The sequence below is a fragment of the Terracoccus sp. 273MFTsu3.1 genome (genome assembly GCF_000383675.1).
Lineage (GTDB): Bacteria > Actinomycetota > Actinomycetes > Actinomycetales > Dermatophilaceae > Terrabacter.
Genome location: NZ_KB911821.1, coordinates 921,767 through 935,701 on the forward strand (window position 1 = coordinate 921,767; position 13,935 = coordinate 935,701).

Genomic DNA, 13,935 nt, shown 5'->3' on the forward strand with positions numbered 1-13,935 from the left:
GCCCGACCTCGTCAGGCATCGGAGAGAATGGCTCGTCAGGCGATGTGGCAGACACCAGCTGCGGTGCCCTGCCCGCCGGCCGCCAGGACCGTCAGCACGACGAGGCGCAGGAGGTAGACCCCGGATGAGTACGCCTTTTCCCGAACCGACCCAGCCCGCGTCATCGTCGGCTGAGGTCCTGCTTCGCTACCTCGACTACTTTCGCGACCAGGTCACCCAACGGGTCGAGGGTCTGTCCGAGCACGAGCAGCGAACCAGCCGGCTGCCGTCGGGTTGGACGCCGGTACAGCTCGTCAAGCATCTGACGTACGTGGAGCGGCGATGGCTCGACTGGGGATTCGAGGGCGCCGCCGTTGCTGAACCCTGGGCCGACAGCCGCGATGGGCGGTGGTTCGTCGACGACGACGAGTCGCTGGCAGAGCTGCTGGCCGCCTTCCGGAGCCAGGCTGCACGGAGCAACACCGTCGTCAGGTCCCACGACCTGACCGACGTGGGACGTCCCGGACCCAGGTGGAACGGCCAGCCACCGGCACGGCTGGACAGGGTGCTGCTGCACCTGGTCCAGGAGTACGCGAGGCACGCGGGCCACCTCGACATCGTCTCCGAGCTCGCGGGAGGCCCCACCGGCGAATGAGCCGTCCGCCGGGTCGCCCACGGGCACCGACACGGACGGGCTGTACCTGCGGACCAACGACCTGGCCCGCGCGTCCACGGGTCTGCACGCACCCGCCGTCGCTACGCGAGGTACGGCATCGTCGTGTTCGCCGCGCTGATCCTGCTGGGGTCTGGCGACGTCGGGGCGCGAGCGACCGGGAGCTCGCGGCTGCCGTGTGGGCGGGAGCAGGAACCTCACGAAGCTCGTCGGCGCGTTGCGTGCACCGCCGGTCATCGAGCGGGTGCTCTCGCCGGCCACGTGACGGGCTCGAGTGCCGGCTCTCACGCCTCGGCGACCGTGACCGGCGCGACCCGGCTGCTCTCCTACCGCAGGGTCGATCGACCCGGCAGGTGGGACTGGGCGTGGTCGTCCGCCGTGATCTGGCGGTCAGCTCTCGTGGCCCTCGCGCCGCCGCCTCATCCCGAGCCGCGTTGCTCCTGTGATGACCCGGGCCACGAGGCCCAGGAAGACGAGACCGAGCAGCATCTGCAGCGTTGCCGCCAGTCGTGCCGTCTCCGACACGGGTGCGATGTCGCCGTATCCGACGGTCGCGAACGTCGTCACCGTGTAGTAGAGGGCATCGAGACGTGTCATCGGTTGGGTGTAGCTGCCCGGGTCGATGTTGTCGATCACGTAGTGCGAGCTCGCGAACACGATGAGGAACAGCGGACCCGTCGTCGCGAGGGCTTCCACCGTCCGGAGCAGGGGATACGGCGAACGAACGATGCTGCGGGTCTGGAAGGCGAGCACCACGACGACGATGACCAACCCGGAGACGAAGATCATGATCGACCGCGCCTCCGACGACCACGTGAGCGGGATGCGGAAGTAGACGACGACGGCCACGACCAGCGACAGCATGACCCGGAGCAGCGCCACGACGACCGCTCGACGCGGGGGCGCGAACAGGGCGACTGTCACACTCGACGCGGGTTCTTCAGCGTGCTGCGGCGGGGGTTCGACCATCACCTCAGACCCCTTCACGGGCGTCGATCCGGCCCGAGCTGATGGCGTCCAGAAAGGCCTCGTAGTCGTGGTCGTTCTGGACGGCGTACCGTTCCGCGAACTCGGCGACTGCCTTGTCGAACCGCCTCTTGCTGCCGAGGTAGGCCGCGATGGCGATGGGGTCGCCCGTCCGCGCGTGTGCGCGGGCCAGCGTCCAGCCGCAGATCTGGGCGTAGAAGGTCATGCCTGCCGGGATCATCGCCTCCACGACCGCCGCCCCCTTCATGTCCCTGAGCTGGCGCCAGTAGTAGTAGCGGTCCGTCTCGATGCCCGCGGACCAGCCGAGGAAGATGTCGGACGCCGACTGGAGAAGGTGCTGGCCCTCGACCACGCGCTGGCCCGAGTCGGCGTACGCGGATCTGGGCAGGTGCGCCTCGAGGACGGACCGGGTGGCCTCTTTCACCTGGAGGAACAGGGGGTCCTTCTCGTCGCGCCCCTCCAGCAGCGCCACGAAGGCCCGGGTCCCGACGGAGCCGACGCCGACGACCTTGCGGGCGACGTCGACGATCGTGTAGCGGTCGAGCAGGCGCCGCCGGCTGTCGCTCAGCGTCACCTTGTAGCGCGCGAAGAACTGGGTGATGACGTCCTCGATGTCGGCGGCGTCCAGCTCGTAGTACTTCTCGAGCTCGCGGCGCGGGATGAGCACGGGTGGTTGGCTGACGATGCGCTGCTTTCCGTCGACGACCTCGGTGAGCTTGGCCAGTGCCTGCAGGTTGGTCCGGCGGTGTGCCTTCCGCAGGAAGGCCTCGCCTGCCTTGATCGACGGGCCCTCGTGTTTGGCCGAGGGGCGCTCGTGGCCCTTGGTGTCCTTGTCCAGGGCCACGAAGCTCCGGCGGGCCCGCTTCATCGCGTGTCGCAGCTCGGCTTCGGACAGGCGGGCGTACCAGACGTCCAGCGTGTCCTGTTGCGCGAACTCCGTCATCGCCTCTCGGTAGGACCTGCCAACCGTCCGGCAGATCTCGCGGACGTCCGAGGGCTCGAACTGGTTGTGGCGCGCCGCGATGACGAAGCTGGCGGCCAACCGCCAGACGTCGAACTCGAACGGGCCGGGCAGCGTCTCGTCGAAGTCGTTGAGGTCGAAGAGCAGCTGCCGTTCCGGCGATGCATAGACCCCGAAGTTCGACAGGTGGGCGTCGCCACACAGCTGCACGTCGAGCCCTGCGGTCCGCCGGGTGGCGAGGTCTGCGGCCATGATCGCGGCCGAGCCGCGGTAGAAGGTGAACGCGGACGCCATCATCCGGCCGTGCCGGACCGGGACGAGGTCTGGATCTCGTGTGGCGTTCTGGGCCTCGAGCAGGCTCACAGGGTCTGGCCGTCCGGGCGGTGGGTGCCAGCCGGCCTGTGCCTCGAGCGGCGCGCGGTCCCGCGCCCGCCTGCCGAGCGCCTGTCGCTCGGCAGCGCTCAGGTGCGGTGGGGTCACTGAAACGGTCATGACGACTCCTACGCCTCGGTTGGTCGAGCGTCGGGCCCGGGCCTCGGCGACGACGAGCGGAACGCCACGACGGCGTCCCTGACGGTCGGGTAGATCTGGTCGACCGAGAGCATCTGCAGGACGCCGAGCTTCTCGAGGGTCGTGCGCAGGTCCGGGTCGAGGGCGGCCAGAGCCACCGTCGCTCCTCGGTTGTGGACGAACGTCACGAGCTGGTGGAGCGCTGCCCCTGCCGAGTAGTCCACGTCGGGGATCGACGAACAGTCGAGCACCAGCCACCGCACGGGGTCCGGCGTCGCCATGATGAGCTGCTGGACCCCGTCGGAGAACTGGTTGGCGTTGGCGTAGAAGAGGTCGGCGTCGTAGCGGAAGACGAGCAGCCCCGGCGCACTCTGCATGCCCTGCTGCGCTCGGGCGTAGGTCGGCTCGCCCTCGGCGTCGATGCCCATGACGAACCGGTGTGGTCGGTACTGGCGCCGCACCATCTCCACGATGGAGAGCACCACCGCCAGGACGATGCCCTGCTCCACGCCGACCGCGAAGACGACGATCGCGGTGAGGATCGCGATGTAGAACTCGCTGGGGCGGCTCAGCCAGATCCGTCGCAGCCCGGCGATGTCGATGAGGTTGAAGCCGATGAGGAACACGATCGCCCCGAGCACCGGCTTGGGCAGGTTGGTCAGGGCGCTGGTGAAGAACAGCACGATGACGAGCACCACCAGTGCCATGGTGGCGTTGGCCAGCTGGGTCTTGCCCTTCTGCTCATCGAGGATCTCTGTCTTGGTGGGGCTGCCGTTGACCACGAACGTGCCGCTCAGGCCTGCGGCGAGGTTGGCACCGCTCAGGCCGACGATGTCTCGGTTGATGTCGACCCGCTGGCCATGTCGCGTGGCGAAGCTGCGCGACGTCGCGGCGCTCTGGGCGATGATGAGGACGAAGCACGAGAAGGCCACGCCCAGCAGCGGAGGCACGTCGGACCAGCCCACTCCGTGGGGCAGTCCGATCGGCGGAAACCCGCCCTGCATCGGCCCGACGACCGCCACCCCGTGTGCCGAGACCTGCAGGGTGGAGGCCAGGATGATCGACAGGATCACCGCGACGATCGCGCCCGGGACCTTCGGCACGAAGCGCTTGAAGCCGAGGATGATGGCGAGCGTTCCCAGGGCGAAGCCCAGGGTGGGCAGGCTGGCGTCGCCCAGATGGGTCAGCGTCGACCACTGCTGCTCGAACCAGCCGCCCTTTCCCTTGGGGATCCCGAGCATGTCGGGCAGCTGGCCGGTGAAGACCTGGATGCCCACCCCGGTGAGGAAACCGATCAGCACCGAGGCGGACAGGAAGTCGCCGAGGAACCCCAGCCGCAGAAGACGGGCGAGCACGAGCAGGACGCCGCAGATGAGCGCGGTCAACGAGGTGAGGGCGAGCCACTGCGGCGAGCTCGGCGCGAGCCCGGCGATGCCGAGGGCGGCGAGGCCGCCGGCGAGGATCGCTGCGGTGGCGGAGTCGGCGCCGACGACGAGCAGCCGGGATGAGCCGAGCAGCGCGAAGACGAGCGCCGGGAAGAGAATGGTGTAGAGACCGGTGATCACCGGCACCTGAGCGATCGAGGTGTAGCCCATGGTCTCGGGGATGGCCACCGCCGCGAGGGTCAGCCCCGCGATGATGTCCGCCCTCAGCCACGATCGTTGGTATCCGCGCAGCGACTCCGGAGCCAGCCTGGACGCCCTGTCGGGCCGATCCGTACTCATGTGCGGCTTCCCTCCTTGGTGGGCCGGGCGTCCTCCGAGCGATACCGCGCCAGCAGCTCCAGCTCTCCCGCATGCTTCGGGAACAGGACGAACACGATGACGGCACCCACGAGGATCGCGATGATGCCTGCCGTGTAGGCCCAGTCGGCGCCCGACAGGAACGACTCCCGGGCCGCGGCGATGATCTGCGCCGAGTACTGCGGGTACTGCCCGGCCACGGCGTCGGCACCGGCGAACGACTTCGTGAGCTCGTTCTGCACGCTGCTCGTGATCTCGTCGCCGTTCGGGGCGGCGGCGATGCTGGCACTGACGGCGGCGGCATACCCCGCCGTGAGCAGTGCCCCGAAGATGGACTGCATGATGGCACCGCCGAGGTCACGTTGCAGGTCGGCGGTGCCCGAGGCCATTCCGGCCCGCTGCACCGGGACGGCGCCGGTGAGCGAGTGCGACGCCGGCGTGCCCGCGAACCCGACGCCGATCCCGATGAAGGCGTAGGCGAGTGCGATCTGCCAGTAGGAGCTGCCTTCGGACCAGAAGACGAGCATCCAGGCGAACGCGACCAACAGGAACACGTAGCCGGCGAGCAGCGTGAACCGGGATCCGCGTCGCTCGATCAGCGTCGCCGAGCGCGGCGCGACGAGGACCATCAGGACCACTGCTGGCAGGAAGGCCGCACCGGCCTCGAAGGTGGAGTAGCCGAGGACGTTCTGGAGGTACTGCTGGCTGACGAAGGCGGACGCCATCAGCGAGCCGAAGACGATGATCCCCGCGCACGCCGCCACCCAGAAGACGCGGCGCCCAGCGATGTGGAGGTCGTAGAGCGGCACGGAGGCCCGACGCTGTCGCGCGACGAAGGCGACCAGCGCGGCGGTCGCGAGGACCGCGAGGCCGAGTGCCAGCGTGCCCTTGCCGGGGACGGGAGCGAAGTTGATCGCGAGGATCAGCGCGCCGACGAGGACGACGGACAGTATGCCGCCGAGGTTGTCGACCGGATCGGTGGTCTCGTTCACGTGGGCCGGCACGAGCATCACGGCCATGACGAGCGCGACCGCGGCCAACGGAAGCGTGACGAGGAAGACCGACCCCCACCAGAAGCGCTCGAGCAGGAAGCCGGCGACCAGCGGTCCCACGGCGGCGATGCCACCACCGATCGCAGACCACAAGGCGATCGATCGGGTCCGCGCGGGGCCCGCCCACAGGGCGGCGATCAGCGCGAGGGTGGTCGGATAGGCCATGCCTGCCGACACGCCGCCGAGCACCCGCGCCAGGAACAGCACGACGTCTGAAGCGGCGTAGGCCGCCAACAGGCAGGCCGGCACGGACAGCGCCATACCGAGGATGAGCAGCAGCTTGCGCCCGTAGCGGTCGCCGATCGCTCCCAGGTAGAGCACCGATCCGGCGAGCCCGAGGGAGTACCCGACCGCGATGAGATCGAGCGTCGTCTGGGAGGAGTTGAAGGCGCGGCCGATCGACGGCAGCGCGACGTTGGCGACCGACAGGTTGAGGTTCGCGACCGCTGCGACCGTGATCAGGGCGAGCAGGACGAGCCCCGCGCGCTTCGGCTGGGTCGATGCCTCCGCCCCGGTCGCGCCGACGGGCGGCGGGCCGTCAGCCATGATGTTCGGCCCTCCTGACGGCCGACATCTCGGGCATCTGCGCTCGCACTCGTGTCATCGCTGACCCCTCCCGCTCGAGAGCACCGGGCACCATTCTCGGCCTCGTCGGGGCGGGCGCGCATCACCCCGATGGGGTGGGGCTACAGCTCCAGCGGTTGCCCGTCCAGCCGGGTCACCCCCGCACGCATCTCAGCACCGCGGGCAGCCTGGCCCTCGACAGTGACGGCCGCACACGTACCGCCGCCGGCCGGCCACGAGCAGGCTTGTCCCTATGAGGGATTGGCGCGGGGTGGGCTTCGCCACGTCGGGCCATGGTGATGCGCTGGTCTCGCAGTGGTCCCTGGTTGAGGGGCAAGCGATGCCAGGGCTCCTGCAGCGCAAGGCCGCACATCCCGTTCACTCCGCCGTGATCTGCTGACGACCGACATCTTCCGGCGCATGATGGGCCCATGCCCAACGAGCCGTCGACGGATCCCCGGCCAGGGCCACCTGGCGACACCGGTTCCGGACAGATGGGTGTCGTGGCGGCGCCGGAGACGTACGTGTGGCCCCTGGTCGCCCTCATCGTGGTCATCCTTCCGCAGGTTCTGGTGCCGGAGAGGATGCGAGAAGGGCCCCCGATCGCCGTGCCCGCGACCGAGGCGGCGGTGGTCCTGATACTCCTCGCCGTGGCTGCGAAACCGGGCCCGGTCCCACGGGCTGCTCGTCCGCTGGTCCTCTCGCTCGTGGCCGTCCTCATCGTGGCGAACACCGGCGCCGCCGCCAGGCTCGTGGCGCTCGTCCTGCGAAGCACGCCCGAGGGTGAGACGCCTCCCACCGTGACACAGCTACTCGTCACTGCCGTCACCCTGCTCGCCACGAACATCGTGACCTTCGGGCTGCTCTACTGGCAGATCGACGGCGGCGGCCCCGACGTGCGCCAGGTCGGTGCCGCGCGCTATCCCGACTTCCAGTTCCCCCAAACCGGCGTCGAGGGACTCGCGCCACCCGACTGGCAGCCACGGTTCCCAGACCACCTCTACCTGGCGTTCACCAACGTGGTCGCGTTCAGCCCCACCGACACGCTCCCGTTGACCCATCGCGTCAAAGGACTGATGGCGATCCAGTCGATGATCTCCCTGGCCGTTCTCGTCGTGGTGCTGTCCCGGGTGATCAACATTCTCCCGCCTTAGGCACGGCGCTCATCCGGGTCTTGCTTGAGCGTGTCGACGACCCTCCGAGAGGCCGTCGACATCATCGCCGCCCTCGCGGCACGCCTGCCCGTGAAGTGCCGCGACGGCCGCCGACGGTCGGACACGCCCCTAGGACGACGGAAGGGCCCCTGACCGGCGTTTCCGCTGGTCAGAGGCCCTTCCGAGCACTGGGTGGCAGGTGAAGGATTCGAACCTTCGTAGCTCTCGCGACGGATTTACAGTCCGTTTCCATTGGCCGCTCGGACAACCTGCCTTGGTGCGTCTGGAAGGATAGCAAGAGATCGGGCGCGGTCCGAAATCGGGGCTGCGGCGACCACTTCGTCGTGTCCGCACCGCCTCCGCGCACCCGCCCGACAGACCAGACAACAGCATCCGGAAGGACCCCACCGATGGCCGACTCCTCGTTCGACATCGTCAGCAAGTTCGACAAGCAGGAGATCGCGAACGCGGTCAACAGCGCCAGCAAGGAGATCGCGACGCGCTACGACTTCAAGAACGTCGGCGCCTCCGTCGACCTCGCCGGCGAGGTCATCAAGATGAAGGCGAACACCGAGGAGCGTTGCCTCGCCGTGCTCGACGTCGTGCAGACGCACCTCGTCAAGCGCAAGGTCAGCCTCAAGCACCTCGACGTCCCCGAGGCCGGACCGCGCCTCTCGGGCAAGGAGTACCACCTCGACGCGCCCCTCAAGGAGGGCATCTCCCAGGAGAACGCGAAGAAGATCAACAAGCTGATCCGCGACGAGTGGCCCAAGGGCGTCAAGAGCCAGATCCAGGGCGACGAGCTGCGCGTCTCGAGCAAGTCCCGCGACGACCTCCAGGCCGTCCAGCGGATGCTTCGCGAGGCCGACCTCGACGTCGCGCTCACCTTCACGAACCAGCGCTGACCCCTCGGTTCGCCTGTGTGACAGGCGAGCCGACCACGACAGACCACGTATGCCGCCCACCCCGGTGGGCGGCATACGTGCGTCTCAGAGCGGGCGGGCGAGGTCGCGCAGGTCGGGGAAGACCTCGACGGCGAGGGGCCACCAGAAGAGGTGGCCGCACAGCTCGGCGTACTCCTGCGGCGTGACCCAGCGCGTCTCGTGGATGCCGTCGTCGCCGTCGGTGAGCTCGGGCCGCACGTCGTCGAGCCGGGTGCGGAAGACCTGGAGGAACGGCTTGTCGCGGCCGAAGACGTTGTCATCGGTCTTCGGCGTGAACCGCTCGTAGCCGCACGAGAGCACGTCGGGGTGCCGCAGCCTGAGGCCGGTCTCCTCGAAGGTCTCCCGGACGGCGTTCTCGACCGGCGTCTCGTCGCCCTCGCGCCAGCCTCCCGGCGAGCCCCACTGGTCGCGACGGACGCTGTGCACGACGACGAAGTCTCCTCGTCGGTCGCGGACGAAGACCATCGCCGCGAGCACCCGCGCCGGGTCGAGCGGGTCGTCGGAGGCCACGAGGTCGACGTCGCTCGGGCCGTTGGGGAAGGACACGTCGAGGATGCGCCGCACCCCCCGGTCGCGTTTGCGCTTGCGCAGCCGCAGCCCGGACGCGTTGAGCCGGCGGGCGAGGTCGACCCCGGTCGTCGGCGTCGCGCCCGCGTCCACGGCGTCCTGCCAGCGCCCCTGCGGCACGTCGTAGTGGTCGCCGTCGAACGACCGCGGGTGCAGCCGGGCGGCCCGGGCGACCTCGTGCAGCTCGTCGTAGGAGGCGTCGCTGACGAGGTGGGCGAAGAGCCGACCGTGGGCGGGCCAGATCGGCTGGTCGATCCACACGGTCATGCCTCGAAGCCTAGGCCAGGCCGCCGACGCGTGCCGTCCGGTGCCCTGTGGACGACGCCGGTTGAGTCTCCCGCGCCCGACCTAGCCTCGGACGAACGCGGCCACCGTCCGGGCGGCCCACGATCGAGGAGAGCACCCATGTCCCGTTCCGTCGTTGACACCGAACGCATCGCCGCCGCAGCCGGCGACATCCACCGGCTCGCCGACACCATCACGTCGAGCACCGCCGAGCTGCGCGGGCGCCTCGCCGGCATGGGTGCGGACTGGCAGGGCCCGGCCAAGGTCGAGTTCGAGCGCGTCATGCACGACTACCAGCGCATCCAGGCGCAGATGACCGAGGCCCTGGCCGACGTCGGCCGCCTCACCCTCAAGGCGTCGTCGGCCTACGCCGAGCACGAGAACGCGACCCGCGCCCTCTTCGCGCGCTGACCCCTCCCCGGGCACCCGGCACACGCCCTTCCGGCGCCGCAGGACGTCGGGCGGCGGACGGCGAAGGGCGGCTCCCCCGTGAGGAGGAGCCGCCCTTGCGGCGTGCTGCGGTGCTGCTCAGACGGGTGGGCTCAGAAGCCCATGCCGCCCATGCCGCCCATGTCGTCGCCACCGGGCATGGCCGGCGCGTGCTTCTCGGGCTTGTCGGCGATGACGGCCTCGGTCGTGAGGAAGAGCGCCGCGATCGAGGCTGCGTTCTGCAGCGCCGAGCGGGTCACCTTGACCGGGTCGATGATGCCGGCGGCGAGCAGGTCGACGTACTCACCCGACGCGGCGTTGAGACCGTGACCGGCCTCGAGACCGCGCACCTTCTCCGCGACGACTCCACCCTCGAGACCGGCGTTGATCGCGATCTGCTTGAGCGGGGCCTCGGTCGCGACGCGCACGATGTTGGCGCCGGTCGCCTCGTCACCCTCGAGCACGAGCTCGTCGAGCGCCTTGGCGGCCTGGATGAGGGCCACGCCACCACCGGCGACGATGCCCTCCTCGACGGCAGCCTTCGCGTTGCGGACGGCGTCCTCGATGCGGTGCTTGCGCTCCTTGAGCTCGACCTCGGTGGCCGCGCCCGCCTTGATGACGGCGACGCCGCCGGCGAGCTTGGCGAGGCGCTCCTGGAGCTTCTCGCGGTCGTAGTCGGAGTCCGACTTCTCGATCTCGGCCTTGATCTGGGCGATGCGGCCCTCGATCTGGGAGCGGTCCTCGGCGTCCTCGACGATGGTCGTCTCGTCCTTGGTGACCACGACCTTGCGAGCGCGGCCGAGCAGGTCGAGGGTGGCGTTCTCGAGCTTGAGACCGACCTCCTCGGAGATGACCTGACCACCGGTGAGGATGGCGATGTCGGTGAGCATGGCCTTGCGGCGGTCGCCGAAGCCGGGAGCCTTGACGGCGACCGACTTGAACGTGCCCTTGATCTTGTTCACGACGAGCGTCGCGAGGGCCTCACCCTCGATGTCCTCGGCGATGATCAGCAGCGGCTTGCCCGACTGCATGACCTTCTCGAGGAGCGGGATGAGGTCCTTGATGTTGCCGATCTTGGAGTTCGCGACGAGCACGTAGGCGTCGTCGAGGACGGCCTCCATGCGCTCGGTGTCGGTGACGAAGTAGGCGGAGATGTAGCCCTTGTCAAAGCGCATACCCTCCGTCATCTCCAGCTCGAGGCCCATGGTGTTGGAGTCCTCGACGGTGATGACACCTTCCTTGCCGACCTTGTCCATCGCCTCGGCGATGAGACCACCGATCTCCTCGTCGGCCGCCGAGATGCTGGCGGTCGAGGCGATCTGCTCCTTGGTCTCGATCTCCTTGGCCTGCTCGAGCAGGCGGGCGGTGACGGCCTCGACGGCCTTCTCGATGCCGCGCTTGAGCGCCATCGGGTTGGCGCCGGCGGCCACGTTGCGCAGGCCTTCCTTCACCATCGCCTGGGCGAGCACGGTCGCCGTCGTCGTGCCGTCACCGGCGACGTCGTCGGTCTTCTTGGCAACTTCCTTGACGAGCTCCGCGCCGATCTTCTCGTACGGGTCGTCGAGCTCGATCTCCTTGGCGATCGAGACGCCGTCGTTGGTGATCGTGGGGGCGCCCCACTTCTTCTCCAGGACGACGTTGCGGCCCTTGGGGCCGAGGGTCACGCGGACGGCGTCGGCGAGGATGTTCATTCCCCGCTCGAGCCCGCGACGCGCCTCTTCGTCAAACGCAATGGTCTTGGCCATTCGGGTGGTCCTCCACGCGAATCGTTGGTGGTGGCCCGCATGACGCCCGCGACGGACGGGACCGGTCTCCCCAGCTTCATGTAGCTGCGAACCCAGCCCCTCGGCATACGGCCCATTTCTGTCACTCCCCTAGGGAGAGTGCTAACGCCATTATTGGCACTCTCGGGGTGAGAGTGCAAACGTCTCACCCGCGGGTGAGGGCGTATGCCGCCCGCTCGGGTCAGGCGTCGCCGACCGGTGCCAGCGCGGCGGCGATCCGGGCGGCGTGCTCGGCGGACTCCTGGTCCGAGGCATAGGTCGTCCGCGGCCAGAAGAAACCGCGCAGCCCGTCGCCCTTGGTGCGCGGGACGACGTGCACGTGCAGGTGCGGCACGGACTGGCTCACGACGTTGTTCATCGCCACGAACGTGCCCTGCGCGCCGAGCGCCCCGACGACGGCCGCGGCGAGGCGCTGGGTGGCCCCGAGCACCGTGGCGTGCAGCTCGGCCGGCAGGTCGAGCAGGGTGTCGACGTGCCGTCGCGGGACGAGCAGGACGTGACCCTTGAAGACCGGGCGGCGGTCGAGGAAGGCGACGAGGTCCGGCTCGTCGAGCACGATGTCGGCCGGCACCTCCCCCGCCACGATCGAGCAGAAGACGCAGTCCATGGCGACAGGCTCCCACGCCGGGGTCGCCCCGGTGTCGCGCCGGTGTCGCGCCCGTGTCGCGCCCCGTGTCGCGCCGGGCGTGCGGACGCTCAGCAGATGATGAGCAGGAAGCAGCCGCCGTCGCTCGACGTCGGCGAGGGGGTCGGCGTCGGGGTGGGCTTCTTCGTCGAGGTCGGCTTCGGCTTCGGGCTCGGGTTGCCCCTCGTGGGCGTCGACGACGGGCTCGGGGCCAGGGTCGAGCTCGGCGCGGGCGGCGTCGTGGCCCGGCTCGACGACGGGGCGGGCGCCGAGGTGGTCGGCACCGACGAGGTCGGGTCGGAGGCCGGCTGGACGACAGCGGTCGCCGGGACCTGCGTGGTCGCGGGACGGGTGGTCCCGGTCGCGGCGATGGTCGTGCCGGTCGTGCCGGTCGCGGCGGAGGTGGTGTCGGCCGAGCCCCAGCCGTCGTCGGAGGTCGTGCTCGTCCAGTCACCGCCGGGCAGGCCGGGGAAGCCGCTGGACGACATCGCCTCGTCGCTCCAGCTGTCGCCCGACCAGTAGGCGACGGCGCCGGTCGAGAGCAGGGCGACGGCCGCGAGGACAGCGGCGATGATGACCTTGCGTCGGGACTTCGAGCCAGGAGTGGAGGTGTGGTTCTCGGTCGACATGGTCCACAAACGTAGAGGAATCGGGCGGGAGACGCCTCCTCAGAGGGCGGCCGCTACGGTGGTCCCATGCTCGGGGAGACGTGGATCACACCGAGGGACGCAGCGTGAGCGTGCCGCCGGCCGGGGACCGTCCCGCGACGACGAGCGGCTTCGTCGAGGTCGCCGACCGGGTCTTCGTCGCGCGCTACCGGCAGTGGGACGTCAACGTCGGCCTCGTGCTCGGCCGCCACGGCGCCGTCGTCATCGACACGCGGGCGAGCGGCGTCCAGGGCCGCCAGGTGGTCGACGACGTGCGACGCCTCGGCCGCGACATCGAGGTCCGCCATGTCGTCAACACGCACGTCCACTTCGACCACACCTTCGGCAACACCGCCTTCGAGACCGCCATCGTCCACGCCCACGACAACGTCGGACGCACCATCGAGGCCGATGCCGAGCGGATCAAGGCCGCCCTCCGGGCCGACCCCGGGGACGGCCCGGAGTACGGCTACACCGCCCGCGACGCCGAGGAGGTCATCGCGACCGTCGTCCGCGGGCCCGACCGCACCTTCGGGTCGAACGCGACGATCGACCTCGGTGACCGCGTCGTCACGATGACGTATGCCGGCCGCGGCCACACCGACGGAGACGTGGCCGTGCTCGTGCCCGACACCGACGCGATGTTCCTCGGCGACCTCGTGGAGGAGAGCGCCCACCCGTCGTTCGGTGACGACTGCTGGCCGCTCGAGTGGGCCGACACCCTCACCTCGCACCTCGTCCAGGCCGAGGACCGCACGATCGTCGTGCCCGGGCACGGGCACCCCGTGGACGGCGCCTTCGTGGGCCGCCAGCGCGACGAGATCGCCGCTGTCGCCGCCGTCATCCGCGAGCGCCGGCTCGGCGGGATCTCGCTGACGGACGCGCTGAACGAGCCGGACCCGCGCCTGCCCTACCCGGTCGATCACGTGAGCTCCGCCATCCGCCGAGGCTGGGACCACCTCACCCCACCCCCGGCCTGAAACCCTCCCCGCGGTATCGCGCGCCTCGCCAACCCTTGCGTGGCCCGTTCGT

General features: G+C 69.7%; 13 protein-coding genes and 1 tRNA gene. 5 read left to right on the forward strand and 9 right to left on the reverse strand.

Annotated elements, in window-relative coordinates; genetic code table 11:
* Nucleotides 1-124 precede the first annotated feature (124 nt).
* Nucleotides 125-634 carry a DinB family protein gene (locus H283_RS0109970; RefSeq protein WP_020143377.1) on the forward strand — a complete coding sequence of 170 codons (510 nt, stop codon included), beginning with the start codon at nt 125-127 and terminating at the stop codon, nt 632-634.
* A 408-nt stretch (nt 635-1,042) separates the two neighbouring features.
* Here H283_RS0109970 and H283_RS24645 read toward each other — a convergent pair whose 3' ends face one another.
* The 4 genes from H283_RS24645 to H283_RS0109995 are packed head-to-tail and all read right to left on the reverse strand — an operon-like array spanning nt 1,043 to nt 6,450.
* Entirely contained in the window at nt 1,043-1,576 is a 534-nt protein-coding gene (locus H283_RS24645) for a potassium channel family protein (protein WP_020143378.1), read from the reverse strand.
* 49 nt (nt 1,577-1,625) lie between these two features.
* On the reverse strand, nt 1,626-3,092 hold the full coding sequence (locus tag H283_RS0109985; RefSeq protein WP_028785478.1) for a DUF2252 domain-containing protein: 1,467 nt from the start codon (nt 3,090-3,092) through the stop codon (nt 1,626-1,628).
* An 8-nt stretch (nt 3,093-3,100) separates the two neighbouring features.
* Nucleotides 3,101-4,834, reverse strand: coding sequence for a SulP family inorganic anion transporter (locus H283_RS0109990; RefSeq protein ID WP_043648614.1), 1,734 nt, complete (start codon nt 4,832-4,834; stop codon nt 3,101-3,103).
* Nucleotides 4,831-6,450: an MFS transporter gene (locus H283_RS0109995; protein WP_020143382.1), complete on the reverse strand. Its 1,620-nt coding sequence runs from the start codon at nt 6,448-6,450 to the stop codon at nt 4,831-4,833. The genes H283_RS0109990 and H283_RS0109995 overlap by 4 nt, the downstream gene beginning before the upstream one ends.
* Nucleotides 6,451-7,175: 725 nt before the next feature.
* On the opposite strand from H283_RS0109995, the gene H283_RS0110005 reads away from it, so the two are divergent.
* The gene (locus tag H283_RS0110005) at nt 7,176-7,622 is read left to right on the forward strand and encodes a hypothetical protein (RefSeq protein ID WP_196805945.1); all 447 of its coding nucleotides are present in this window, start codon (nt 7,176-7,178) and stop codon (nt 7,620-7,622) included.
* A gap of 193 nt (nt 7,623-7,815) precedes the next feature.
* Here H283_RS0110005 and H283_RS0110010 read toward each other — a convergent pair.
* Nucleotides 7,816-7,896: transfer RNA gene (locus H283_RS0110010), tRNA-Tyr, on the reverse strand.
* Between the two features lie 136 nt (nt 7,897-8,032).
* Between H283_RS0110010 and H283_RS0110015 the strand changes: the two genes are divergently transcribed.
* On the forward strand, nt 8,033-8,527 hold the full coding sequence (locus H283_RS0110015) for a YajQ family cyclic di-GMP-binding protein (protein ID WP_020143385.1): 495 nt from the start codon (nt 8,033-8,035) through the stop codon (nt 8,525-8,527).
* An 84-nt stretch (nt 8,528-8,611) separates the two neighbouring features.
* Here H283_RS0110015 and H283_RS0110020 read toward each other — a convergent pair whose 3' ends face one another.
* Entirely contained in the window at nt 8,612-9,400 is a 789-nt protein-coding gene (locus H283_RS0110020) for a DUF4031 domain-containing protein (RefSeq protein WP_020143386.1), read from the reverse strand.
* A gap of 138 nt (nt 9,401-9,538) precedes the next feature.
* Here H283_RS0110020 and H283_RS0110025 point away from each other — a divergent pair, with 138 nt between their 5' ends.
* Nucleotides 9,539-9,829 (forward strand): WXG100 family type VII secretion target, encoded by a 291-nt coding sequence (locus H283_RS0110025; RefSeq protein WP_020143387.1) that lies wholly within the window; start codon nt 9,539-9,541, stop codon nt 9,827-9,829.
* 131 nt (nt 9,830-9,960) lie between these two features.
* Here the strand turns inward: H283_RS0110025 and groL are convergent, their stop codons facing one another.
* The 3 genes from groL to H283_RS0110040 all read right to left on the reverse strand — a co-directional run bounded on the left by groL (nt 9,961) and on the right by H283_RS0110040 (nt 12,885).
* The gene (gene groL, locus H283_RS0110030; protein ID WP_028785479.1) at nt 9,961-11,592 is read right to left on the reverse strand and encodes a chaperonin GroEL; all 1,632 of its coding nucleotides are present in this window, start codon (nt 11,590-11,592) and stop codon (nt 9,961-9,963) included.
* 220 nt (nt 11,593-11,812) lie between these two features.
* Complete coding sequence (locus tag H283_RS0110035) at nt 11,813-12,238, reverse strand: HIT family protein (RefSeq protein ID WP_020143389.1); 426 nt, start codon at nt 12,236-12,238, stop codon at nt 11,813-11,815.
* 89 nt (nt 12,239-12,327) lie between these two features.
* Entirely contained in the window at nt 12,328-12,885 is a 558-nt protein-coding gene (locus H283_RS0110040) for a hypothetical protein (RefSeq protein WP_028785480.1), read from the reverse strand.
* Nucleotides 12,886-12,989: 104 nt separating this feature from the next.
* On the opposite strand from H283_RS0110040, the gene H283_RS0110045 reads away from it, so the two are divergent.
* Complete coding sequence (locus tag H283_RS0110045; protein ID WP_231372255.1) at nt 12,990-13,883, forward strand: MBL fold metallo-hydrolase; 894 nt, start codon at nt 12,990-12,992, stop codon at nt 13,881-13,883.
* The last annotated feature ends 52 nt before the right edge of the window (nt 13,884-13,935 follow it).